15 protein-coding genes and 1 pseudogene are annotated in these 24,449 nt (G+C 64.7%); 7 read left to right on the top strand and 9 right to left on the bottom strand.

Annotation, left to right across the window (positions count from 1 at the left end):
* The first annotated feature begins 168 nt into the window (after nucleotides 1-168).
* Nucleotides 169-1,148 (top strand): IS5 family transposase gene (locus tag NDY25_RS16155; protein WP_256627481.1). Its coding sequence is split into 2 segments (ribosomal slippage): nucleotides 169-880 and nucleotides 880-1,148, totalling 981 coding nucleotides; the frame shifts between segments, so codons are not numbered across the junction.
* A gap of 13 nt (nucleotides 1,149-1,161) precedes the next feature.
* Nucleotides 1,162-2,520, top strand: coding sequence for a hypothetical protein (locus NDY25_RS16150; protein ID WP_233366538.1), 1,359 nt, complete (start codon nucleotides 1,162-1,164; stop codon nucleotides 2,518-2,520).
* Nucleotides 2,521-2,679: 159 nt separating this feature from the next.
* Here NDY25_RS16150 and NDY25_RS16145 read toward each other — a convergent pair whose 3' ends face one another.
* From NDY25_RS16145 to cysD, 4 genes are all read right to left on the bottom strand, one after another.
* Entirely contained in the window at nucleotides 2,680-5,805 is a 3,126-nt protein-coding gene (locus NDY25_RS16145) for an efflux RND transporter permease subunit (RefSeq protein WP_168958797.1), read from the bottom strand.
* Nucleotides 5,802-6,887: an efflux RND transporter periplasmic adaptor subunit gene (locus tag NDY25_RS16140; RefSeq protein ID WP_168958796.1), complete on the bottom strand. Its 1,086-nt coding sequence runs from the start codon at nucleotides 6,885-6,887 to the stop codon at nucleotides 5,802-5,804. Before NDY25_RS16140 ends, NDY25_RS16145 begins: the two co-directional genes overlap by 4 nt.
* A gap of 118 nt (nucleotides 6,888-7,005) precedes the next feature.
* Complete coding sequence (gene cysN / locus NDY25_RS16135) at nucleotides 7,006-8,922, bottom strand: sulfate adenylyltransferase subunit CysN (RefSeq protein ID WP_180336566.1); 1,917 nt, start codon at nucleotides 8,920-8,922, stop codon at nucleotides 7,006-7,008.
* 59 nt (nucleotides 8,923-8,981) lie between these two features.
* Nucleotides 8,982-9,890 carry a sulfate adenylyltransferase subunit CysD gene (cysD, locus tag NDY25_RS16130; RefSeq protein ID WP_168958794.1) on the bottom strand — a complete coding sequence of 303 codons (909 nt, stop codon included), beginning with the start codon at nucleotides 9,888-9,890 and terminating at the stop codon, nucleotides 8,982-8,984.
* 178 nt (nucleotides 9,891-10,068) lie between these two features.
* Here cysD and NDY25_RS16125 point away from each other — a divergent pair, with 178 nt between their 5' ends.
* From NDY25_RS16125 to NDY25_RS16115, 3 genes are all read left to right on the top strand, one after another.
* Nucleotides 10,069-11,916: an assimilatory sulfite reductase (NADPH) flavoprotein subunit gene (locus tag NDY25_RS16125; RefSeq protein ID WP_168958793.1), complete on the top strand. Its 1,848-nt coding sequence runs from the start codon at nucleotides 10,069-10,071 to the stop codon at nucleotides 11,914-11,916.
* Between the two features lie 108 nt (nucleotides 11,917-12,024).
* Complete coding sequence (cysI, locus tag NDY25_RS16120) at nucleotides 12,025-13,731, top strand: assimilatory sulfite reductase (NADPH) hemoprotein subunit (RefSeq protein ID WP_168958792.1); 1,707 nt, start codon at nucleotides 12,025-12,027, stop codon at nucleotides 13,729-13,731.
* On the top strand, nucleotides 13,728-14,453 hold the full coding sequence (locus tag NDY25_RS16115) for a phosphoadenylyl-sulfate reductase (RefSeq protein WP_023904953.1): 726 nt from the start codon (nucleotides 13,728-13,730) through the stop codon (nucleotides 14,451-14,453). Before cysI ends, NDY25_RS16115 begins: the two co-directional genes overlap by 4 nt.
* Nucleotides 14,454-14,617: 164 nt before the next feature.
* Here the strand turns inward: NDY25_RS16115 and NDY25_RS23205 are convergent.
* The 3 genes and pseudogenes from NDY25_RS23205 to NDY25_RS16100 all read right to left on the bottom strand — a co-directional run.
* Nucleotides 14,618-16,368 (bottom strand): annotated as a pseudogene (locus tag NDY25_RS23205) (PepSY-associated TM helix domain-containing protein); the annotation flags it as partial.
* Nucleotides 16,368-18,368, bottom strand: coding sequence for a TonB-dependent receptor (locus tag NDY25_RS16105; RefSeq protein WP_168958803.1), 2,001 nt, complete (start codon nucleotides 18,366-18,368; stop codon nucleotides 16,368-16,370). The gene NDY25_RS16105 and the pseudogene NDY25_RS23205, both read right to left, overlap by 1 nt.
* A 195-nt stretch (nucleotides 18,369-18,563) precedes the next feature.
* The gene (locus NDY25_RS16100; protein WP_168958790.1) at nucleotides 18,564-19,001 is read right to left on the bottom strand and encodes a DUF2946 family protein; all 438 of its coding nucleotides are present in this window, start codon (nucleotides 18,999-19,001) and stop codon (nucleotides 18,564-18,566) included.
* Nucleotides 19,002-19,292: 291 nt separating this feature from the next.
* Here NDY25_RS16100 and NDY25_RS16095 point away from each other — a divergent pair, with 291 nt between their 5' ends.
* Nucleotides 19,293-20,486 carry a sensor histidine kinase gene (locus NDY25_RS16095; RefSeq protein ID WP_168958789.1) on the top strand — a complete coding sequence of 398 codons (1,194 nt, stop codon included), beginning with the start codon at nucleotides 19,293-19,295 and terminating at the stop codon, nucleotides 20,484-20,486.
* A 463-nt stretch (nucleotides 20,487-20,949) separates the two neighbouring features.
* On the opposite strand, the gene NDY25_RS16090 is transcribed toward NDY25_RS16095, so the two are convergent.
* Both NDY25_RS16090 and NDY25_RS16085 read right to left on the bottom strand, forming a co-directional pair.
* Entirely contained in the window at nucleotides 20,950-21,231 is a 282-nt protein-coding gene (locus NDY25_RS16090) for a hypothetical protein (RefSeq protein ID WP_168958802.1), read from the bottom strand.
* 855 nt (nucleotides 21,232-22,086) lie between these two features.
* Nucleotides 22,087-23,070 (bottom strand): LysR family transcriptional regulator, encoded by a 984-nt coding sequence (locus NDY25_RS16085; protein WP_006451421.1) that lies wholly within the window; start codon nucleotides 23,068-23,070, stop codon nucleotides 22,087-22,089.
* 162 nt (nucleotides 23,071-23,232) lie between these two features.
* Between NDY25_RS16085 and cobA the strand changes: the two genes are divergently transcribed.
* Nucleotides 23,233-24,438 carry a uroporphyrinogen-III C-methyltransferase gene (cobA, locus tag NDY25_RS16080; protein ID WP_168958788.1) on the top strand — a complete coding sequence of 402 codons (1,206 nt, stop codon included), beginning with the start codon at nucleotides 23,233-23,235 and terminating at the stop codon, nucleotides 24,436-24,438.
* Nucleotides 24,439-24,449 lie beyond the last annotated feature (11 nt).

Below are 24,449 nucleotides of genomic sequence, written 5' to 3'. Positions count from 1 at the left end.
GGTTCGCCAACTGGGTGCGGTGGCTGCATCTGCGCCAGGAGCTGCTCCAACGCGCTTGAGCCAATCGACTTTTCGCGAAAAATTCTTGCGGCGACAACGCGTTAGGGAAGCTCTGAACAACGCACCATAGATACGCGACACTACCCGCCTCATGTTGAGGAGTAATCCATGCAACTGACGTTCGGCGACGCTGAAGGCCTGGGCAAGCGCAAGCAGACCCGCCGGGAGATCTTCCTGGCCGAGATGGAGCAGGTCGTTCCGTGGCAGCACTTGCTCGGTCTGATCGCACCGCACTATCCGGTGTCGGGACGCCCTGGTCGACAGCCATACGCACTGGCGACGATGTTGCGGATTCATTTGCTGCAGCAGTGGTATGCGTTGAGCGATCCGGCGATGGAAGAAGCGTTGCACGAGATCCCGATCTTGCGGAGGTTTGCCCAGCTCGGTGGCTTGGACAACGTTCCGGACGAGACCACGATTTTGAACTTTCGGCGCCTGCTGGAGACCCATGGCCTTGCCGCGCGGATGCTGGACGCGGTCAACGCGCATCTGGCACGCAAGGGCCAGAGCCTGCGGTCGGGCACGATCGTCGATGCGACGCTGATCGCTGCACCCAGTTCGACCAAGAACGCCGATCACGCGCGCGACCCTGAAATGCATCAGACCAGGAAGGGCAATCAGTGGTATTTCGGGATGAAGGCGCACATCGGCGTGGATGAATTTTCCGGGCTGGTGCACCACGTCCATTGCACAGCCGCCAATGTCGCCGACGTCACGGTGACGCACGCATTACTGCATGGCAAAGAAGACAGCGTGTTCGGCGACAGCGGCTACACCGGTGCGGACAAACGCGAAGAACTGCAGACCTGCAAGGCTGCATTTTCATTGCCGCCAGGCCCTCGACGCTGCAAGCCATCGGCAACAAACGCGAGCGTGCTCGGGAACAGCGTTGGGAACACTTCAAGGCCAGCGTGCGCGCGAAGGTGGAGCATCCGTTCCGGGTGATCAAGCGCCAGTTCGGTTACACCAAGGTCCGCTATCGCGGCCTGGCCAAGAACACCGCACACGTGCTGACCTTGTTTGCGCTCTCCAATCTGTGGATGAAGCGAAAGCAGTTACTGCCTGCCATGGGGAGCGTGCGCCTGTAACCCGGGAATTCCCATGGAAAGCGCCAGAAATGGCGAAAATCCTAAAATCCAAACGCGACTCTCCGGAACGATGCGACATTCCGCACTCTCAGGCCTCGTTGTTCAGACCTTCCTTAGCCGTCATATCAGGCGTTTCCCACAATGGCAAAAAGTAAACACCTTCAAAAGGATCCATATGACAGATGTACAATCACCTTCATCGAAGCCCAGCGACTCCGGAACACGGCTAATGCAAGGCGAGCCAATCCTGCTTGCCGGAGATGGGACTTCTCGCATTGCCGGATTTTCAATGAACAGTGCGTCCAAAGGTGAAATGACCCATGTCAGCGTAAGAGCATCATTGACTTCAGATACGCCCCTCTTTCATAAACTTGTTGAAAGCCTTGAAGGGGTGATCACGCATGCGACAGACAAGCAGAGCATCACGATCAATCTTCGGCAAGCAAGTACGATTCTTATGATCGTCAAGCCTGATAACTCTTTTGAAATCTGGGTTGACGCAGCGGCCGTCGTACTTAAATGCAGAATAAAGCGTTCCATTGCAGCGAAGTCTGCAGTCTTTGAGCAGGATATCGCCGACATCACGCATATGCAGTTCCCGCATGTAGAGATTGGTGAGAGGGACGGAGTTCTTTGCTTGTTTAGAGAGGCATGGGCCTTTGGTCTTGCGTTTGATTTTAATGATGGTGGGGCGTTGGACCGCGAGCGGTTCGAGCGCGACCTTGGAAGCCTATATCGTGCGCTGCGGTATCGGCATCTGTACGAGGTCATGGACGACCCCGCTACCATGGCTGCTCTCAGATCCAAAGGCTGGTTCCCGTTCGCGGAGATCATCACCTCTGAGTTCCGACAGCTTGCGTCGCACATCAAATCGGGATTTAACACTTCGGAAATTGAAGCTGATCTCGTTGAGGCGTTCGATGATGAACGCCTGAACCGCCTACTTGAACGCTGGAATGCCAAGCCACACTTCGTTGCCAAGCAGGCATTGCTGGAAGAGGCCATTCAAGCGTTCAAGCAACGACGGCCTATAGCGGTGATAAAAATTCTACTGACGGAAATTGAAGGCATCCTGCGGGATGCCTACCGTGCCCTGAATGCAGGACAAAATGTCAAAGTAAAGGCTCTGCTGGAGTTCGCAGGAGAAGCGGGGGCGAAGAGCGCAGGGGCACCCGATACGCTACTTTTTGCCCATGCCTTCCGCGAGTACATGCAGGAACACACCTTTGCGAGCTTCGATCCCATGGGGCAGCCAGGAGAGGCTGGCTCACGTCACGCAGTGGGACACGGAGCAGCTACCCAGGAGAGCTACACCATGACTCGAGCTCTGCAGGTTATTTTGACTTTAGATCAGCTGGCCTTCTACACCTGAGTTATTTTTAGTCCTAGCAAACCTGGCGTAGATATCCAAAGCGACGCGATCTGCCGTGTTTAGGACCCAATCGGCTGGAAGAAAGTGCATGCGGGCGCTCTCCAACATGTTATGGGCCCTGAGGGGACGAGACGAAGGCACTACAAGCCCTGGCATCGCTCACGCATGCCCACCCACCGACGGCGTCTGCGCCTCCAGGGTCTCCAACTCGCGTGCCACTGCTTCGGGCGACTTGGTGAATGGCGCGATCAAACTGTAGAACGCCGGCACCACGTACAGCGACAACAGCGTGGACAGCGACACGCCGAAGATCACCACCACACCGATGGTGGCGCGGCTGGCCGAGCCGGGGCCGCCGGCCACCACCAGCGGAATTGCGCCGACCACCGTGGCGATCGAGGTCATCAGGATCGGGCGCAAACGCACCGATGCCGATTCCACGATCGCCTCATGCACGCTACGGCCCTCATCGCGCAGCTGATTGGCGAACTCCACGATCAGGATGCCGTTCTTGGCGGCCAGGCCAACCAGCATCACGATGCCGATCTGACTGAACAAATTGAGCGTGCCACCGGTGAGCCACAAACCGACCAATGCACCCAGCACCGCCAACGGCACGGTGAGCATGATCACCAACGGATGGGCAAAGCTTTCGAACTGCGCAGCCAGCACCAGATACACCACCAGCAAGGCCATGCCGAAGGTCAGCAATACCGCGCTGCCGGATTGCTGGTATTCGCGCGATTCGCCCTTCCAGTCCACCTGCGCGTACTCAGGCAATTCCTCGCGTGCGGTCTGCTGCGCCCAGGCGATCGCATCGCCGAGCGGGTAGCCCGGCGCCAAGCCGGCGCTGATGGTGATCGCCCGCAAACGATTGAAGCGGTTCAAGGTGCCCGCTTCGGCCACTTCGCTCAGCGTGACCAGGTTGGACAACGGAATCAGTTCGCCACGGATCGAACGCACGCGGATCGCGGTGAGGTCTTCCGGCGCCATGCGGCCTTCGCGGCCGGCCTGCAGCATCACGTCGTATTCCTCGCCATTTTCGACGAACGTCGTCACGCGGCGCGAGCCCATCATCGCTTCCAGCGCGCCACCGATCGCCGTCACCGGCACGCCCAGATCGGCCGCGCGCAGACGATCGATATTGACGCGCATCTGCGGGCGGGTTTCCTTGTAGTCGGAGTCGGGACCGACCAACCCGGGATTGGCTTCCATGCGCTGCAGGATGCGATCGCGCCACTGCGCGATCTCGGCATAATCCGGCCCGCCCAGCACCAGCTGGAACGGCTGCCCGCGGCTGCGCACCAACCCACCGCTCACCTGCGTGCGCGCACGCACGCCGCTGAGCACGTTGAGTTTCTGCTGCAGTTCGTCGGCCACTTCGGTGGTGGGGCGCGTGCGCTTTTCCCAATCCTGCAGGAACACGCTGACGCGGCCGGTGTGCATTTCCTCGCTGCTGCCAAATCCGCCGGGCACGCGCGGATTCGCACGCACGATGGGCTTGTCCGGCCCCACGTAGGGGCCAAGAATCGCTTCGACCTGATGCATCTGCCCCACGGTGTAATCGAAGCCGGCGCCCTCGGGGCCATCGATCATGATCTGGAAATTGCCGCGATCTTCGGCCGGTGCCAGCTCCGAGGGAATGCGGCTCATCAGCCACGCGCTGGCGCCCAGCGCCAGCAGCATCAGCAGCGCGAAGATCCAGGTGCGATGCACATGCCGCTCCAGCGAGCGCCCATACGCGCCGGACACCGCCTGCATGCGGCCATCGAACCAGCGATGGAAGCGATTGGGTTTGGCCTGCCCGTGCGAGCGCAACAACTTGGACGACATCATCGGCGTCAGCGTCAACGCCACGAAGGCCGAGATCGCCACCGCCGCCGCCAACGCCACCGCCAGCTCGCGGAACAGGCGCCCGGTATTGCCTTCCAGAAAGCCCACCGGCAAAAACACCGCCACCAGCACCGCAGTGGTCGCGATCACCGCGAAGGCGACCTGCCCGGTACCGCGCTTGGCGGCCACCAGCGGCGGCTCGCCCAGATCGATGCGGCGCTGGATGTTTTCCACCACCACGATGGCATCGTCCACCACCAGGCCGATACACAGCACCAGTGCCAGCAGGGTCAGCAGATTGATCGAAAAATCGAACGCGTATAGCGCGATGAAGGCGGCGATCAGACACACCGGCACCGTCACCGCCGGAATCAAGGCCGCACGGGCGCTGCCCAGAAACACCCAGATCACCACCAGCACCAGCACCACCGCTTCGATCAGCGTGTGGTACACGCGCTCCACCGCCGCATCGATGAAGGTGGTGGTGTCGAAGGCGACGAAGATGTTGGTGCCCTGCGGCAGCGATTTCTGCACTTCTTCGGCCTGCGCACGCGCTTCGCGTGCCACGTCCAGCGCGTTGGCGGTGGAGTTGCGCACGATGCCCAGGCCCACATTGGGCACGCCGTTGCTCTGGAAATACGCGCGTCGCTCGGCCGAGGTCAGCTCCACCTTGGCCACGTCGCCCAACCGCACCACATAGCCGCCCTCGCCCTTGCTCAACGGCAACTTGGCGAAGTCCTCGGGCTTGAGATAACTGCGCTCCACGCGCAAGGTGAAATCGCGCTGTGCCGATTCAATGCTGCCGGCCGGCAACTCGACGTTTTCGTTCTGCAGCGCCGCTTCCACATCGGCCACGGTGAGTTCGCGCGCGGCCAGCTGATCGCGGTCCAGCCAGATGCGCATCGCATAGCGCTGGCGACCGCCGATCCGCACCTGCGCCACGCCATCCAGGCTGGAAAAGCGGTCCACCACATAGCGCTCGGCGTAGTCGGACAGCTGCAGCGTGTCCATCGTGCTGGAGCTCATGTTGAGCCACAGGATGGGGTCGGCGTCGGCTTCGACCTTGGAAATTTCAGGCGGGCGCGCCTGGTCGGGCATGCGATCGGACACGCGGCTGACCGCATCGCGCACATCGTTGGCGGCCGCTTCCACATCGCGCGACTGCACGAACTCGATGCTGATGTCCGAGGAGCCATTGCGGCTGCGCGCCTCGATGGTCTCGATGCCTTCGATACCGGCGAGCGCATCTTCCAGCACCTGGGTGATGCGGCTTTCCACCACCGCCGCCGAAGCGCCGGTGTATTCAACATCCACCGAGACGATGGGCGGGTCGATCGCCGGCAACTCGCGCAGCGTGAGCCGGGTGAACGACATCACCCCCAGCACGATCAGCAACAGGCTCATCACCACCGCCATCACCGGGCGGGTAATGGACAGATCGGAGAGTTTCATCGCGCTGCCTGCGTGGGCGCCACTGCAGATGTCGATGCAGGCACGGGCGCGGCCTGATCGACCACCTTCAAGCCCGGACGCAGCTTGCCGGTGCCATCCACCACGATGCGCTCACCGGCCTTGACCCCTTCCAGAATTTCCACCTTGCCATCGCGGCGCTCGCCCAGCCGCACATCGGCGCGCTCCACGCTGCTGTCGGGCTTGACCCGGAACACGTAGGACTCGCGCCCCACCTGCACCACCGCAATCTCAGGGATCACCACCGCCTGCCGCGCCGGCTGGAACAGCCGCACATCCAGCAGCATGCCCGGGCGCAGCCGGCGATCGCCGTTGGGGAAATCCGCCCGCACCGTCACCGAGCGGGTGGTCTCGTCGATCCGCGAATCGATCGCCGCCACCACGCCTTCGAACTGCGCGCCTGGGTACGCCGCCGCCGTGCCATTGACCGCATTGCCGAGTTGCACCAGGCCGAACTGCGATTCGGGCACCTGAAAGTCCACGTACATGCGCTCCACATCGTCCAGCGTGGCGATCACCGTGCTGGAGGTGATCAACGAACCCGGGCTGATCTGGCGGATGCCGAGCACGCCGGAGAACGGCGCACGCACCTCGCGGTCGGTGATCTCCGCGCGCATCTGCTGCACGCGCGCCTGCGCCGCATCGCGCAGCGCGCGTTGCGTATCGACAGTGGACTTGGCCACCAACTGCTGGCCAACCAGACTCAACTGGCGCCGATACAACTGATCGGTTTCTTCGAAGGTAGCCTGCGCGGCGGTCAATGCCGCCTGCTGCGAATTGCCGCGCAGGCGCAGCAGCAACTGCCCGGCCTTGACCTCGTCGCCACTGTCGAAATTGACCTGCTCCACCACATCGCTCACCGCAGCGGTCAGCGCTACCGATTCGCGCGCACGCACGGTGGCGATCGACTGCACGGTCGAGTTCCAGGGCTGGGTGGTCACCGCCTGCACAGAGACCGGAATGGGTTTGGCAACGGCGGGCGCCGCAGCCTGACGGCTGCAGCCGGCCAACGCAGCGGCCAAGAAGAGCGCGGCACAAAAGCGCGCGCTGGGCAGAACAAGCATCAGAACATCCTGGCGAGGTACGTCGAAAGTTTAACGACCTAGCCGCCAGGGTGTTGACAGAAAGGCGTGCTTTGCACCATGACCAAAGACCCTTGCCGTCGTCAGCGCGATGCGCTGGTCAACGTTCCAGTTCAAGAAACTTGAGGACATGGCGCGCCAGCGCCTCTACATTCTCACCATCGGCGTGAAGATGGATCTCCGGCGCTTCCGGTGCCTCGTACGGCGAATCGATACCGGTGAAGTTGGGAATCTGCCCGGCCCGCGCCTTGCGGTACAGCCCCTTCACATCACGCGCCTCGGCGACCTCGAGCGGCACGTCCACAAACACTTCGACGAATTCACCCTGATCGAAGCGCTCGCGCGCCAGTTGCCGCTCGGCACGGAACGGCGAGATGAAGCTCACCAGCACGATCAGGCCGGCGTCGGCCATCAAGCGCGCCACCTCGGCCACGCGGCGGATGTTTTCCACGCGGTCTTCGTCGGTGAAGCCCAGATCGCGGTTGAGCCCGTGGCGCACGTTGTCGCCGTCCAGGATGAAGGTGTGATACCCCAGCGCATGCAGCCGCTTGTCGACCAGATTGGCAACGGTGGATTTGCCCGCGCCCGACAAGCCGGTGAACCACAGCACGCGCGGGGTCTGGCCCTTGATGCGCGCACGCGCGGCGCGATCCACATCCAGATGCTGCCAGTGCACGTTGCCGGCGCGGCGTAGCCCGAACTCCAGCGTGCCGGCGGCCACCGTGGCATTGCTCTGCCGGTCGATCAGGATGAAGCCGCCCAGCACGCGGTTGCGCGCATACGGCGAGAACGCGATCGGCTCGTCCAGCGCCAGATTGCAGTAGCCCACTTCATTGAGCTCCAGCCGCTTGGCGGCCAGCCGCTCCTGCGTGTTCACATCGACCTTGTGCTTGATCTCGCTGATGCTTGCGGTGACCGTGCGTGTGCCGATCTTGAGCCAGTACGGGCGGCCCGGCAGCAACGCAGCATCGTCCATCCACAGCAGATGCGCGGCGAACTGGTCGGCCACTTCCGGCGGGTCGTCGACCGCGGCGATGATGTCGCCACGGCTGATATCGATCTCGTCGCGCAAGGTCAGGGTGACCGCCTGGCCGGCGCGTGCGCTATCCACGTCGCCATTGGCATCCAGCACCGATGCCACCTGCGTGCGCCGCCCGGAGGGGACTACCACCACCGCATCGCCAACCCGCACCTGCCCGGCCGCGATGGTGCCGGCATAACCACGGAAATGCTGGTTGGGACGATTGACCCACTGCACCGGCAAGCGGAACCCGCTGCCCGCTTCCGGCGCCTCCAATTGCACGGTGTCGAGATGCTGCAACAGATGCGGGCCGCTGTACCACGGCATCCGCGTCGAGGCGCTGGACAGATTTTCGCCATCCAGCGCCGATAGCGGAATGCACTGCACATCGGCAATGCCCAGCTGCGCGGCCAGCACGCGATAGGCATCGGCGATCTCGGCGAATACCTGTGCGTCGTAGTCCACCAGATCCATCTTGTTGACCGCCAGCACCACATGCCGGATGCCCAGCAACGACACGATGTAACTGTGCCGGCGCGTCTGCACCAACAAGCCCTTACGCGCATCTACCAGGACTACCGCGACATCGGCGGTGGATGCGCCGGTGGCCATATTGCGCGTGTACTGCTCATGCCCTGGGCAATCGGCCACGATGAACTTGCGTTGGTCGGTATCGAAATAACGGTACGCCACATCGATGGTGATGCCCTGCTCGCGCTCGGCGGACAGGCCATCCATCAACAATGCATAGTCGATGCCCTCGCCCTGCGTGCCATGCCGGCGGCTATCGCTTTCCAGCGCGGCGAGCTGGTCGTCGAACAAGCGCTTGCTGTCGTACAACAAGCGCCCGATCAACGTGCTCTTGCCATCGTCCACGCTACCGCAGGTGATGAAGCGCAGCAGCGGCTTTGATTCGTGTTGATGCAGGTAGGCGCCGATGGCGCCGGGAATCGGGAGTGGGGAATCGGGAATCGCAACGGCGGTCTCCTCCCTCATTCCGTGCGCGGTGAACTGCTGTTCCGATTCCCCATTCCCGACTCCCCATTCCCGGCCCACTAGAAATACCCCTCAAGCTTTTTCTGCTCCATCGATGCACCCGGCGCATGATCGATCATGCGGCCCTGGCGCTCGGAGCTGGTGCTGACCAGCATCTCGGCGATCACCGCTTCCAGCGTGTCGGCGGTGGATTTGATCGCACCGGTCAGCGGATAGCAGCCCAGCGTCCGGAAGCGCACCGAGCGTAGTTGCGGCGTCTCGCCTGCGTGCAACGGCAGGCGATGGTCATCGACCATGATCCATGCGCCGTCGCGCTCCACCACCGGGCGCGGTGCGGCGAAATACAGCGGCACCACCGGAATGCGTTCACGGTAGATGTACAACCAGATATCCAGCTCGGTCCAGTTGGAGAGCGGAAACACGCGCACGCTTTCGCCGGGTTTGGTACGCGCGTTATAGAGATTCCACAGCTCCGGGCGCTGGTTCTTGGGGTCCCAACGATGCCGCGCATTGCGGAACGAGAACACACGCTCCTTGGCGCGCGATTTCTCCTCGTCGCGGCGCGCGCCACCAATGGCCGCATCGAAGCCGCCTTGCTCCAGCGCCTGCTTCAGGCCCTGGGTTTTCATGATGTCGGTATGCACCGCCGCGCCATGGCTGATCGGGCCTATGTCCTGGGCAATGCCGTCGGGGTTGATGTGCACGCGCAGGTCCACGCCGGTCTCGGCCGCACGGCGGTCGCGGAAGGCGATCATCTCGCCGAACTTCCAGCGCGTGTCCACGTGCAACAGCGGAATCGGCGGCGGCGATGGCGCGAAGGCCTTGAGCAGCAGATGCAGCAGCACCGAACTGTCCTTGCCCACCGAATACAGCATCACCGGGGCCCGGAACTCGGCGGCGACTTCGCGCAGGATGTGGATGCTTTCGGCTTCGAGCCGGTCGAGGTGAGACAGGGGCTGCAGAGTCATCGGGGTATCGTGGCGTCGGCGGGCAGACCAGCCGATGGTAGGGCAAGGCGCCGCAGTGTGTGGCGCAAGCAGCCCGCACCCAAATAAGCAGCCGGCATAACGCGATAACGGCTCATCCTTTCTGGCCGCCGCAACGTTTCCATAACATCACTGGTCTCATCAACGCCCCCGGATCCAAATGACCGCCGCCAGTTCCGCGCTACCGCCCAGCCCCTTGCCCGACGAGCGCAAGGCGCTGCTGGAACGGTTGGTGGATGGCCTGGATTCTGCGTCACTGTGGTGGCTGTCTGGTTACACCGCCGGGCTGGCGCATGGCCAGCCGCCGCGTTCGCTCGCCGTCTTGCCGGGCGGCCAGCCCCACGCGATCGCGCAAGCGAGCCAACGCCTGACCGTGCTGTACGGCAGCCAGACCGGCAATGCGCGCCGCGAAGCCGAACAAATCGCTGCCGAGGCAGAGGCTGCGGGCTTGAGCGTGCGCTTGCTGCGCGCCGACACCTACGCCACCCGCGAACTGGCCAGCGAGCGCTTGCTGTATGTGGTCATCAGCACCCAGGGCGAAGGCGACCCGCCGGACGATGCGATCGGGCTGGTGGAATTTCTGGCCAGCCGGCGCGCGCCCAAGCTGCCCGAGCTCAAGTACGCGGTGTTGGGGTTGGGCGATTCCAGCTACGCGGATTTTTGCGGCATTGCACGCCGCATAGACGAGCGCCTGGCCGAACTCGGCGGCAGCCGCGTGCAGCCGCGTGGCGAAGCCGATCTGGATATCGACAGCGTCGCCGCGCCCTGGCGTACGCAGGCACTCACGCACGCACGCGAGCACCTCAAGAGTGGCCCGCCTTCGGCCACCATCACGCCATTGCGCAGCAGCGCGGCCGCAGCAGTGTGGTCGCATCAGCACCCGTTCGCTGCAGAGGTGCTGGCCAACCAGATCATCAGCGGGCGCGACTTCAAAGGCCCGCAATTCCGAGTTTATGCATTGCCCGGCAAGCGCGTGCGTCATCTGGAATTTTCGCTGGAAGGCAGCGGGCTGAGCTACGAGCCCGGCGATGCGCTGGGCATCCGTCATCGCAATCCGCCCGCACTGGTGGATGCAGTGCTGGAGACGCTGCGCCTGGATGGTCATGCCGCGGTCACCATTGGCGAAGAGACTCTGGCCTTGAACGAGTGGCTTGCCACCCGGCGCGAACTCACCAAGCTGTCGCGGCCGCTGTTGGCCGCACACGCCGAGCGTGCGCGCGCCGAGGAGCTGCAGACGCTGCTCACCCCGACCCAGACTGCCGGCCTGGCGTCGTTGCTCTCCGATCACCAGTTGATCGACGTGCTGCGACGCTGGCCGGCGGATTGGGACCATGGCGGCCTGCTGGCCGCCCTGCGTCCGCTCACCCCACGCCTGTACTCGATCGCCTCCAGCCGCAAGCGCGTGGGCGAGGAAGTGCACCTGGTCGTGGACGAACTCACCTACCAGGCGCATGGGCATGCGCATTTGGGCTCGGCCAGCGGCTTTCTTGCCGCCCTGCGGGAAGGCGACACCGCGCCGGTCTACGTCGAGCCGAACGAACGCTTCCGCGTGCCGGCCGACCCCGATCGCGACATCCTGATGATCGGCCCGGGCACCGGCGTGGCACCGTTCCGCGGCTTCGTGCAGGAACGCGCCGAAACCGGCGCCAAGGGCCGCAACTGGCTGTTCTTCGGCGCCCAGCATTTCAATACCGATTTCCTGTATCAGGCCGAATGGCAGCAGGCCCTGCAGCGCGGCGAACTGCATGCATTAGAAGTGGCGTTCTCGCGCGACCAGGCCGAAAAAATCTACGTGCAACACCGCCTGCGCGCACGCGGCGCCGAGGTCTACGCCTGGTTGCAAGGCGGCGCGCATGTGTATGTGTGCGGCGCCATCGGCATGGGCAAGGACGTGCACGCCGCCCTGCTCGACATCGTCGCTACCCACGGCGCACTCGATGCCGAAGCCGCCGCTGCGTATCTCACCCAGCTGCAGGTGGAGGGGCGGTATGCGCGCGATGTCTATTAGTGCCGGGAATCGGGATTGGGGAATCGGGAATCGGTACAGCCCGCAACTGACCTTTCCTGGCAGACCAATCAGCTTTTTGCGATTCCCCATTCCCGACTCCCGATTCCCATGACTCACTCCGTCGAAGACATCAAATCCGAAAGCCGTCGTCTGCGCGGGTCGCTGGAACAGAGCCTGGCCGATGCGGTGACCGGTGCGTTGCGCGAGGACGATCAGACACTGATCAAGTACCACGGCAGCTACCAGCAGGACGATCGCGATATCCGCGATGAGCGGCGTCGGCAAAAGCTCGAACCGGCGTATCAGTTCATGATCCGCACGCGCACGCCGGGTGGGGTGATCTCGCCCACGCAGTGGCTGGCGCTGGATAGCATCGCCACGCGTTACGCCAATCATTCGCTGCGCATCACCACGCGCCAGGCATTCCAGTTCCATGGCGTGATCAAGCGCGAACTCAAGGCGACCATGCAGGCGATCAATGCGACCTTGATCGATACGCTGGCCGCCTGTGGCGATGTGAATCGCAATGTGCAAGTGGCAGCCAATCCTCTGCTGTCGCAGGCGCATGCCACGCTGTATGCCGATGCTGCGCGCGTGTCCGAGCATCTGCTGCCGAATACACGCGCGTATTACGAAATCTGGCTGGACGAAGAGCGCGTCTCCGGCTCCGGCAGCGAAGAAGAGCCGATCTACGGCGACCGGTACCTGCCGCGCAAGTTCAAGATCGGCTTCGCCGCGCCGCCGCTCAACGATGTAGACGTGTTCGCCAACGATCTGGGCTTTATCGCCATCCTGCGCGAGGGCCAATTGCTCGGCTACAACGTCAGCATCGGCGGCGGCATGGGCGCTAGTCATGGCGATGCAGACACCTGGCCGCGCGTGGCCAACGTGATCGGGTTTGTCACCCGCGATCAGTTACTGGATCTCGCGACCGCCGTGGTCACCACGCAGCGCGACTTCGGCAATCGCACAGTGCGCAAACGCGCACGCTTCAAGTACACCATCGACGATCATGGTCTGGACACCATCGTGGCCGAGATCGAACGCCGCGCCGGTTTCGCGCTGCAGCCGGCGCAGCGGTTCGCCTTCGAGCACAACGGCGATCGCTACGGCTGGGTCGAAGGCGAAGACGGGCTGTGGCATATGACTCTCTCGCTGCCGGCCGGGCGCATCGCCGATACCGAGGCCGCTGCGCACCTGAGCGGCCTACGTGCGATTGCGCAATTGAACGTCGGCGAGTTTCGCATGACGCCCAACCAGAATCTGGTCATCGCCGGTGTGCTGGCCAGCGAGCGCGCGCGCGTCGATGCCTTGGTTGCGCAGTACGGCCTGGATGCCGGCAATCGCGCGCCCACCGCACTGGCACGCGGCGCGATGGCCTGCGTGTCGCTGCCCACCTGCGGCCTGGCGATGGCTGAGGCCGAGCGGTATCTGCCCGACTTCAGCGCGGCCTTGCAGCCGCTGCTGGAGCAACACGGACTGGCCGACACCCCGATCGTGCTGCGCCTGTCCGGCTGCCCCAACGGCTGCTCGCGCCCGTATCTGGCCGAGATCGCACTGGTGGGCAAGGCGCCCGGTCGCTACAACCTGATGCTGGGCGGCGATCGCCGTGGCCAGCGTCTGAACACGCTGTATCGCGAGAACATCACCGAAGCGGACATCCTCGCCGCACTCGAACCGCTGCTGGCGCGCTATGCGGCCGAACGCGACCAGGCCGGCGACGAAGGCTTCGGCGACTTCCTGCATCGCAGCGGCCTGATCGCCCTGCCGCCCTACCCCACCCACCGTCACCTCGACCTGGAATTGCTCGCATGACCGCGCTGCCTGCTGCATCGATCGCACCTTCCGCGCTGGACGACCTGGACGCGCTCAACGCGCAGCTGGAAGGCCTGCGTGCCGACGAGCGTGTGGCCTGGGCACTGCAACACGGCCCGCAGGACGCGGCGCTGTCGTCCAGTTTCGGCGCGCAGTCGGCGGTCACGCTGCACCTGCTCACCCAGCAGCGCCCGGACATTCCGGTGATCCTGATCGACACCGGTTACCTGTTCCCGGAAACCTACCGGTTTGCCGACGCGCTGGCCGACCGGCTCAAGCTCAATCTCAAGGTGTATCGCCCGTTGGTCAGCCGTGCCTGGATGGAGGCGCGCCACGGTCGCCTGTGGGAACAGGGGATGGTGGGCATCGACCAGTACAACAACCTGCGCAAGGTCGAGCCGATGCGGCGCGCATTGGACGAGCTCAATGTGGGCACCTGGTTCACCGGCCTGCGCCGCAGCCAGTCCGGCGGCCGCGCGCAGACGCCGATCGTGCAAAAGCGCGGCGAGCGCTACAAAGTCAGCCCGATCGCCGACTGGACAGACCGCGACGTGTGGCAATACCTGCAGGCGCACGATCTGCCGTATCACCCACTGTGGGAGCAAGGCTACGTGTCGATCGGCGACTTCCACACCACGCGCCGCTGGGAACCGGGTATGCGCGAAGAAGACACGCGTTTCTTCGGATTGAAGCGCGAGTGCGGCATTCACGAAGATATCTGAGCACAGCAGCGCGTCGTGATTTCTTCGCGAAAGTTTCAAGCGCTGTGGCGCGCTGAATGTTTCTGCTGGCCATCCCAAGAAGTAAGGCCTCGCCGCAGCGAATGCTCAGCGCGATGCAGCCGCAGACACGCCGACCCTCATGGCGCTGCGATGCCAGTTTGATCGCGCTGCATCCAGTAGCGATCGAACAGCCACATCAACAACAACGACAGCCCGACCAACGGGAAGATCAGCCCGCATAGCACCAGCAGCACCATCAGACCGCGCAGCGTACGTGGATCTGCCGGCAGCGGCGGCACGCCCAGCCCGCCGGCCGGGCGGCGCTTCCACCACATCACCGCAGCGCTCACGCACAACAACACGATCGCCGCGCACGCCAGCAACAGGATCAACTGATTGGCCGTGCCATATTGCTGGCCCAGGTGCACGTTGATGCCCCATTCCAGCGCGCGCCCTATCAGCCCGTAATCGCGATAGGTCATGTCCAGCAGCACCGCACCGCTGTACTGATCCAGATGGATCACGCGCTGCCGTTGCAGGTCGGCCGGATACACCGAGGCGGTGTACACCCCGGTAGCGCCACGCGGCGGCGAGATGCTGTAGCCCGGCACGATGCCGAGCGCATCGAAGCGCGCCATCGCCGCATCCAGCCCTATCGCACCATGACCGGGCGCAGCGACGCTGCCGGTGCCGCCGTGGGCTGCATGTTCCGACTGGCTTGGGTGTTCGGAGTGTTCGGAGTGTTCGGAGTGTTCGGGTGTTCGGAGTGTTCGGAGTGTTCCGGGTGCTCCGGGTGTCCCGGGTGTCCCGGGTGTTGTGAGTGCGCTATGTGCGCTATGTGCTCTATGTGCTCCAGATGTTCTGCATGAGCAGGATGGAAGTTAGCCCCTCTCCCCTCGGGGCGATCAGGCACCGCTTGCGCGCTACTGGCGGGCGAGCCTTGGAGCGCCGGCGCTGCTGGCGCGGGCCGGGGCGCGGAGCCGGGGTTGGAGTGAGGGTCGACCGCACGCACCGCATCCGCCCGCGGCACACGCACCCGCCCGTCATGCAAACCCTCATCCACCCCCACGGCTCCACGCCCAGGCACAACAGACTCCGGCACGCGCGCCTGCCGCAACGACCACGCCGGATCGGTCGTCTCGGTCAACCGCTGCTGCGACATCGGCTGCTGCACCCGCAGCCCTGCCGGATACCCGAAATCATGCCCATTGACCCAGCGATTGACCTGCGCGCCCCACAACCACGACCACGGCATGCCGGTCAGCGCCAGGAACAGCAATACCGCGCCCACACTCGCCCCGGTGACCGCATGCAGATCGCGCCAGAACAGCCGTTGCGCCGGCTTGCCGCGCACGCTGACCACCCCGCCGCGACGCCCGCGCGGCCACCACAGATACACACCGGTCAGCACCAGCACGATCGCCCAGCCCGCCGCCATTTCGATCAACCCGCGCGCAAACGGCCCGATCAACTCCAGGCTGTGCAGCCGACGAATCGTCCAGGCCAGGGTGCCATGCTCGGGCAGAGTGCCGAGCACGCGTGCCCGATACGGATCGACATAGACCACCTGCCGCATGCCGTGCGCATCGACCAGCCCGATCTCGGCGCTGGCATCGGCACGACTCGGCGTGGTGTAACGGAACAAGGTGCCGCCATCGCTGCGCTGCGCCGCATCGACCAATTGCTGCGCAGACACCCGCAGCGCGCCCACCGGCACGACCTTCAACCCGTGGTGCACGCTACGATCGATCGCGTCCTGATACAGAAACGCCGCACCGGTCAGCGCCAGCCAGATGATGAAAGGCAGCACCAGCAAGCCGGCATAGAAGTGCCAGCGCCACACCGCGCGATAGAAGCGCCAGCGGCTGTCCTGACGCAGCTCGGCACCAGCACCCCGAGCAGTCGATACGCGCATCAGAAGCTCCAATCCCACGACAGCGACAACGCACGCCCATCGCCCGGCGAATAACCGGAACTTCCGGTGTCGTACCACGCGTACACATATGCACGATCGGTCACGTTGCGCAGCTGCAGGCTGAGCGCATTGCGCGCATCCACGTTCCAGCGCGCGCCCAGATTGAGCAGGGCGTAACCACCGGTGCGGCCCAGCGTATTGCTGCGCTCCAGATAGTAATCGCCTTGCGCATTGCCCCAGGCGCTCAGCTGCACGGCAGAAGTGAGCTGCCACTCCAGCCCGGCAGTCGCCAGCCAATGCGGCACGTTTTCGATCTCCTTGCCGCGCGTGGCCGACGCGCTCGGGTCGGGCGTGGCGATGCTCGCCTTCTGCCGCGAATACGAGACCCAGGCACGCCAATGTTCGGCCGGCTGCAGATTCAGTTGCGCATCCCAGCCGCGCCGCAGCGTGCGCCCCACGTTGGCCACATCGCCGACACCGGCCACGCCGTTCACTCCCAGAATGGTGGCGACTTCACCGGACGCGCGCTGTTCCCAATACGCCAGGCGCCCGTCCATTACAGCCGATGGAGCGAACTTGAAACCGGCCTCCCAGCCATCGTTGATCGATGGACCCAGATTGCCGGGCTGGCGACGATACGCGCCATCGCCGCTGCCGATCTGGAAGCTGCGGCCCCAATTGGCGTACATGCTGCTCTGCCCGACAAGCCGATAGCTGGCGCTGAACTTGGGCTGCTTGATGGTGCCGTAGTCGTAGGTGGGCGCGTAAATGCCGGCGCGCACATCGTGCAGCTGCCCATCGACGCGATCGATGCGATAGCCCGGCACCACCTGCAGGCGCTCGAACGGTGTCAGCACCGCCTGCACATAAGCTCCGCGTGTGCGCAGGTCGTAATCCCAATCGCGCAATTGCGCACCGCGCACGCGCGCCACGGTGCGGTAACGCTGCGACTGGTTGTCCTGCCACTGCGCATCCACACCGGCTTCCAGGTTGGCGCTCAGCGCGCCCCAATCCGGCTGCCAGTTGCCACGCAACAGCAGGCCGCGATGGGTTTCGTCGGTATCGCGTTCCTGCTGCAGGCCGGCTGCGGAAAACCGCACCCAGCGTCGATTGCGATAGTCGTTCTGGTAGGCCTTTGCGCTCCACTGCGCATCGGCGCCCAGCGTGCCGTCCGCATGCAATGCGGTCTGCCGTAGCTGGCGTTCGCTGCGATCGTCCTGCGCATAGTCCGGCGAACTGCGCGGCGCAGCGCGTGCGCTTGCCGCATCCAGATAACCCGCTTCCAGCGCGTGATTGTCGTAGTAACGCGTGGTGAGCCCGGCACGGAACGCACCATCCGGGTCGGTGTAGAACCACTTGCCGGCCACGCTGCGCTTACGCGCGTCGGCATGGTCGCGATAGCCATCGGAATCGCGCCACGCTAGTACATAGTTCTGGCTCCATGCGCCATGTTCGAAGCCCTTGCCCAGCTGCACCTCGCGCGCACCGAAGCTGCCGCCCGTCACGCTCAGGCGGCCATCGTTGCCGCCGGTGCGGGTCAGCACGTCCACGCTGCCGGCAATCGCATTCAGACCGTAGCGTGCATCGTTGGTGCCGCGCACGATCTCGATCGCACTGATGTCCTGCGGAAACACCGCATCCAGATACGGCATGCCACCGGCATTGTCGTTGCTGGGGATGCCGTCGATCAGCAGCTTCACCGCATTGATCCGCCCCTCGCCGTTGAAACCACGGAACGAGAACCGCCCCGCATCGGTGCCCATGCGGAACTGGGTGACCTGCACGCCCGGCGCGCGCATCAACAGCTCCCAGCTGTAATCCACGTGCTGATCGTGCAGCAGCTCGCCGCCGATCACATCCACCGAACTCAGCACGCGCGCCTTGTTCGGGCTGCGCTGGGTCTGGCTCACCTGCACCTTGCCCAGCGTCAACGCCGCATCCTGTGCCTGCACCTGGCAGGCAGGCCACCACACCAACGCCAACGACGGCGCATACCACATCGTTTTCAATAACCGCAGACGCATGACCAACCCTTCGCCGTGCCGGCACGGCAACACCGCCATGCGCCGCGGCATAGCAGCGGGCACAGGCATCACTTCAGGAAAGCGGGCCGTCCATGCAGCGGCAGGCGGGCACGCCGGAAGACCAGGCGTGCAATCAACACAACGCAGCGGACGCCCGCGATGGGGCCAGACTCACGCGTGCAGCGGCGGCCCACGTGCCCCGAGTGCGGCCCAGCGCACGACCGACCACGCCCGTGCATGGGTGTGCATGGGCGCCGGCGCCGACCGGAGTTGCAGCAGACACAGCACCAGCAGCGCCAGCCACGGCAGCAGCCGCGCGGCCAGCACGCAGTAATCGCAAGCTTCGCCGTGCATGCCGGCAGCGTGTTCGCCAGATGGAGGCTTGGCTGACGACGCGGCGCTGTCGTGATGATGCGCGGCAGTCTGCGCCGGCATGGCCTGGTGGCCTGTGTGCGACGAACCGCCTGCGTCCAATGCCGGCCCGCTCATGCACATCGGTTCGACCGACTGCGCCTGGCTCCAACGGCTGATCAGCGGCGCCACCAGCATCAGCGCCACCGCCAGACAGACAAGCAGGTGCAGCCAACGGTGATGAGGTAACGAACGCATCGCGCGAGTGTAAGCCGCCGCCCGCCGCGCGGCGATGCTTGCGGCCGGTGCGCGACCGGATGTCGCACCCTGATGTCGCATCCTTGAGTCGTCGCACCCCCTTCGTACTGATCCTTGCTCCGCCGCAACACACCGCGCAATCTGCATCACGACATCGCAAACAAACCAAAACGCCACCCCTCCACTGTCGAGGCCGGCAGTCACAGTTCCATCCACGAGCGTGATCGCACCCACATGCCAGCCCCTGCCATGCCCTATGCTTATCTCTTATCCAATTAATTCTGCGCGCGCATGAGCGTCTTGTTCGATCCAGCGGCTGAGCCCTTTCCCTGCGCGCCCAAACCAGTGAGCGAAGCGTTGCGCCTCCAGGCGCTGCGCAGCTACGGCATTCTCGATACGCCGCGCGAGGCGGCATTCGAAGACATCACCAAGTTGGCCTCGATCATCTGTCAGACCCCGATCGCGCTGATCAGCCTGGTGGACGCCGACCGCCAATGGTTCAAGAGCGAGCGCGGCATGGGCGAGCGCGAGACGCCGCTGTTCAAGTCGATGTGCGCGCATGCGCTGCTCGACAACGACGTGCTGGTGGTGCCCGACACGCGCGAAGACATCCGCTTTGCACGCAACCCGCTGGTCACCGGCGAGGTGCCACTGCGTTTTTATGCCGGTGCGTTGCTCAAGACCAGCGAAGGCCTGTCGCTGGGCACGGTCTGCGTGCTGGACCGGCAACCGCGTCAACTCACTGACGAACAGGTCGAAGCGCTGCGCGCACTGGCACGCCAGACCATGGCGCAGCTGGAACTGCGCCGCGCGCTGCAGACTGCCGAAGAGTCCGACCGCTATCGCAGCCGACTGATGGCGATCGCCGGGCACGATCTGAAAACTCCGCTGCGCACTGCGGCCTATGCCATCGACAAGATGCGCCGGCACGCCAATGTCGATTCCATTCCCACCCTGGTCACTGCACGCGATGCGATCGGCGTGGTGGCACGCAGCCTCGACGAACTGGCCACACTGGCCGCCGCGAGCAAGAGCTCCACCCCGGATCTGCAGCCGCTGGCACTGGAAGACGTGCTGCACGCGGTTCTCGGCGTGTGGCGGCAGCCGGCGAGCGACAAATGCCTGGCCTTGCGCCACGTGCCCACTTCGCTGCGCGTGCGCAGCCACGCCACGCTGCTGACCACGCTGATCGGTAACCTGGTCGGCAACGCGGTCAAGTACACCGAACGCGGACGCGTGCTGGTCGGCGTGCGCCGCCGCCCCGGCTATGCCGAGGTGGAAATCATCGACAGCGGCATCGGCCTGAACCTGGACCACCCCGAACAGGTGTTCCAGGCGTTTCGCCAAGCCGACCCGAACAGCGAAGGGCTGGGCATCGGTCTGTGGATCGTGCACCGCACTGCCGAAACCCTGGACTGCGAGGTGGATGTGCGCCCACGCCCGGCAGGCGGCACCTGTTTCTCGGTGCGCATCCCGCTGGCCTGAGCGCGGCAATGCGTCGCGCATAAAAAAAGGCGGACCCGGGCTCCCGACCCGGATCCGCCGCCAAGCACGCCAGGTCTCTCCCCAGGGACCCGGGTGCGCCAGCCGCGCCATCGCGCAGCCTCGCGCAATGGTGATGCGACAGCGCTGGCAACCCCTCGACGACACCGCCAAACACACCGGCCATGCGATCACTGCATCGCCGGTCCTGCGCCGTCCACCCCTAGACGTCCGAAAGTGTCGCGTTATGGTTGCTATAAGGATTTACGACAGCGCAGCGCGCAACTTGATACGGACCGATGACGCCGATCCGGCAGCCCTGACACGTGTAGGGAGAATCACTGACAGCGTGTTTCCGGGTAAGTGCAAGCCTGCGCGCAGGCTGTTGATCGCATTGGGATTTTTCGCAACCACGTACGCTGCAGTGCAGCATCCAGAGCAGTCGCGCGTGCAACAGATGAGGCCGTCAAAGCTCAGGTTCGGCCGCATCCTGCCGCGCAAACCACTCGGCCGAATGCACCTCTTCGGCTGCGACCTCCAACAGCTGACGCAGCACCGCCAGCGGAATCTGCACCCGGGTGTCGCCGGCCTGCACTGCCACCCATAACGCTTCGTCGTGCGGGTCGGCCAGTACCGTCAGCAACGCATGCTCGCGTCCGTCGACGTTGGCCGACAGCTGCAACGACATGCCGCCGTCCTGGTCGGGCGACCACAGCCGGCTCAGAGGCGGACGCAGTGGCTCGGTCAATCGCTCGGTCATCGGTTGCAGCGCCTCACAGTGGCGAACGGGGATCTCGCGCGCGCAGCAAACCGGAATCGGTACACCCCGCGCGCAGACCGCAGTGTACGAACAGTCCCTACCGATTCCGAACACCGACCGCCAGCATGATGCAGTTGCAAGGTTTCGACGTGGACGTACTTGCGGTGTGTCTCATTCTGGTTACGCATGCAAGCGCCATTAGTGACCGGAGCATTCGCGTAAAACTGGCAGGCACCGTGAGCGGCGATAGTCGATGCGCAGTGCCGCATCCGGGAGCGGGACACGCCGCAAGTACGTCCATGTAGGCTCGGTGGCGGCATCCATGCCGCCACACGGTCCCGCACCCGGATACGGCACCACGCTTCCACTCTTTGCGGCTGCTGATGGGCAAGCAATGATTTCAGGTACGCATAATGCTTGCGGGTTCCACAGTCGATTTCTGCAGTCGATGTAGTTGGCATCCATCCATCGTTTCGCCATTGTGAGGTCATGATCCGAAGAAGGGCCAGTGAACCAGACACCGTTTTTCCTTCAACCACCGACAACACCTGGTGGTGCTTGCGCGCGTACCGGCGTGGGACCTTACGCGGCATGGATGCCGCGTAAGAGCCTACATGGACGTACTTGCGGCGTGTCCCACGCTGGTACGCGAGCAAGCGCCCTTTAGTGACCGAAGCACTCTCACAAAACCGGCAGACGGTGGGTGGGGGATTGGCCTGTGCGCGGCCGCTGATCGGCAGGTAATGCCTTCGCTTTCCTGCAGAACATGCATCGCATCGATCCGGCAAACATGCAGCTTTCGATAGCCGCTCAACCAGCGCTCATGCGGCCGTCGCCAGCCGCTCAGCTGGTAATGGTCTGGGTCAGCGATTCCCAAGTCGGCGGCAGCGGCCAGTTCGGCGCCTGGTTGCCATCCAGCACACGCCGCAGATCGCGCTTGTCGATCTGCGGCGCCAGCACATGCACCAGATCCAGCGCGTAATCGCGCAGAACGCGGTCGCGCGGCAGCACCGCCCAGGCGATGCAATCGGCAATGGGCGCCGGCGCTGGCCAGGCGCGCAGATCCTCATCGTTGGCGCTGACCGCCATCTCCGCCACCAGGCCAACGCCCAGGCCGGCACGCACATAGGTCTTGATCAGGTCCGCATCCAGCGCGGTCAACGCGATGCTCGGCTCCAGCCCGACCTGCGCAAATGCCCGCTGCAACGACGAACCTGGCCGCGTGGACGACTCGTAGCTGATCAACGGGTATTGCGACAGCGCCTGCATGTCCGGCGCGGTACGCGCCTGATCCAGCGGATGACCGCGCGGCACGATCACCAGCCGACGCCAGCGATACAGCGGCACCGCAATCCCGGCGCTCGGCTCGCCACCAGCGGTGCTGACCACCGCAATATCCGCATCGCCCTGGCTGAGCAGATCCAGCGCCGCACTTTCGGCGGCCTGCTGCAGATGCACGCTCACCTGCGGGTAGGCGTGCTTGATCTGCGCCACCGCCGGCGGCAGCACGAAGCGCGCCTGGGTATGGGTGGTGGTCAGGGTCAGCTGGCCCTGGCTCTCGCGGCGCTGGTTGGCCGCATAGGTGCGGATGTTATTGGCTTCCGACAGCACCGAACGCGCACGCTCGATCACTTCCACGCCCGCCGGCGTGACCGCATCCAGGCTGCGCCCCTTGCGCACGAACAACAGAAAGCCCAGTTCGTCCTCCAGCTGTTTGAGCTGCTTGGACAGACCGGGCTGGGTGGCATGCACACGCGCGGCGGCCAGCGTGATGTTCAGCTCGGCATCGGCGATGGCGACCAGATAACGAAGTTGGGTCAGCGTCATGGGCTTATATCCAAAAAAGCGCGAGGCGCCACAGGGACTCGACTGTAGAGGAGTTCTATGGGCCAGCTTATAACCGAACGCTATTTCCAGGGTGTATGAAGTCATTTCCGACGGCTATATGCCGGCGTTACGGTCTGGCCCTCCCTTCTCGATGCCCCTGCCGTGCCCCCTGTGTTCCCGCTCATTGCCGACCTGCGTGGCCGTGCCGTCTTGGTGGTCGGCGGCGGCGCCGATGCCGAGCGCGCCACCGCCGGGCTGCTGCAGGCCGGCGCGCTGCCGTTGGTGGGTGCACCGGAACTCACCATGCAATTGCGCAACTGGGTGCAGGCCGGGCAGGTGCGCTGGCTGCTGGGCGGGTTCGACCCGGCGTGGCTGGAACTGCCCGACCAACCGGTCTGGCTGACCATCGCCGCCAGCGCGACAGCCGAACTCAACGAAGCCCTACGCGCTGCAGCCACCGCGCGCCGCCTGCTCACGCACGACGCTACCCCGGCCGCTTCAGCAGCGACACCCGCAGCATCCCCCACGCCCCGTACCGCAGTCGGCACGCTGGCCCCCGGCAGCGTGACCCTGGTCGGCGCCGGCCCCGGCGATCCCGGCCTGCTCACCCGGCATGCGTTGCGCGCACTGCGCCAGGCCGATGTGCTGCTCTACGATCGCCTGGTCAGCCCACAGATCCTGCGCCTGGCACGTCGCGACGCACTGCGCGTGGAAGTGGGCAAGGCCGCCCAAGGCCACAGCACCCGCCAGGAGCAGATCCACGCGCTAATGCTGGAGCACGCTCGCGCCGGGCGCCGCGTGGTGCGGCTGAAAGGCGGCGATCCGTTCGTGTTCGGCCGCGGCGGCGAAGAGCTGGAGTTCCTGCGCGCGCACGGCATCGGCTTCCAGGTCATTCCCGGCATCACCGCCGCGATCGCCTGCGCTGCCTACGCAGGCATTCCGCTCACCCATCGCGACCACGCGCAATCGCTGCGGCTGATCACCGCGCACTGCAAGGATTCGCTGGACACGCTGGACTGGCAGGCGCTCGGCCAGGAACGCCAGACCCTGGCCTTCTACATGGGTGTGGCGGGCCTGGACGGCATCCAGCAACGCCTGTTGCAGGCCGGCCGCGCGCCCGCCACACCATTCGCGCTGGTGGAAAACGGCTCGCGCCCGCAGCAACGCGTGATCACCGGCACCCTCGCCAGCCTGGCCGCCACCGCGCAGCAGCACGCCGTGCGCGCACCGGCCTTGCTGATTCTGGGCGAGGTCGCCGGGCTGGCCGCCAGCCTGCACTGGTTCGGCGCACCGCCGTTGACCGCCCGGCCGCCCCCGCACTCACCCATCGCAACGCCCGACGCGCCCACACTCGCCCACGCAGCCTGATTCCGACGGAG

Origin of the sequence: Xanthomonas hortorum pv. pelargonii (assembly GCF_024499015.1) — a bacterium.
GTDB lineage: Bacteria > Pseudomonadota > Gammaproteobacteria > Xanthomonadales > Xanthomonadaceae > Xanthomonas > Xanthomonas hortorum_B.
The sequence above is the reverse complement of the archived record's forward strand: the minus strand, read 5'-3'. Positions and strand labels throughout refer to the sequence as shown.

Excerpts from the sequence above, each read along its gene's own strand:
- NDY25_RS16150 (WP_233366538.1), top strand. The coding sequence starts at position 1,162 with ATGGAAAGCGCCAGAAATGGCGAAAATCCTAAAATCCAAACGCGACTC.
- NDY25_RS16145 (WP_168958797.1), bottom strand. The coding sequence starts at position 5,805 with ATGAAACTCTCCGATCTGTCCATTACCCGCCCGGTGATGGCGGTGGTG.
- NDY25_RS16140 (WP_168958796.1), bottom strand. The coding sequence starts at position 6,887 with ATGCTTGTTCTGCCCAGCGCGCGCTTTTGTGCCGCGCTCTTCTTGGCC.
- cysN (WP_180336566.1), bottom strand. The coding sequence starts at position 8,922 with ATGAGGGAGGAGACCGCCGTTGCGATTCCCGATTCCCCACTCCCGATT.
- cysD (WP_168958794.1), bottom strand. The coding sequence starts at position 9,890 with ATGACTCTGCAGCCCCTGTCTCACCTCGACCGGCTCGAAGCCGAAAGC.
- NDY25_RS16125 (WP_168958793.1), top strand. The coding sequence starts at position 10,069 with ATGACCGCCGCCAGTTCCGCGCTACCGCCCAGCCCCTTGCCCGACGAG.
- cysI (WP_168958792.1), top strand. The coding sequence starts at position 12,025 with ATGACTCACTCCGTCGAAGACATCAAATCCGAAAGCCGTCGTCTGCGC.
- NDY25_RS16115 (WP_023904953.1), top strand. The coding sequence starts at position 13,728 with ATGACCGCGCTGCCTGCTGCATCGATCGCACCTTCCGCGCTGGACGAC.
- NDY25_RS16105 (WP_168958803.1), bottom strand. The coding sequence starts at position 18,368 with ATGTGGTATGCGCCGTCGTTGGCGTTGGTGTGGTGGCCTGCCTGCCAG.
- NDY25_RS16100 (WP_168958790.1), bottom strand. The coding sequence starts at position 19,001 with ATGCGTTCGTTACCTCATCACCGTTGGCTGCACCTGCTTGTCTGTCTG.
- NDY25_RS16095 (WP_168958789.1), top strand. The coding sequence starts at position 19,293 with ATGAGCGTCTTGTTCGATCCAGCGGCTGAGCCCTTTCCCTGCGCGCCC.
- NDY25_RS16085 (WP_006451421.1), bottom strand. The coding sequence starts at position 23,070 with ATGACGCTGACCCAACTTCGTTATCTGGTCGCCATCGCCGATGCCGAG.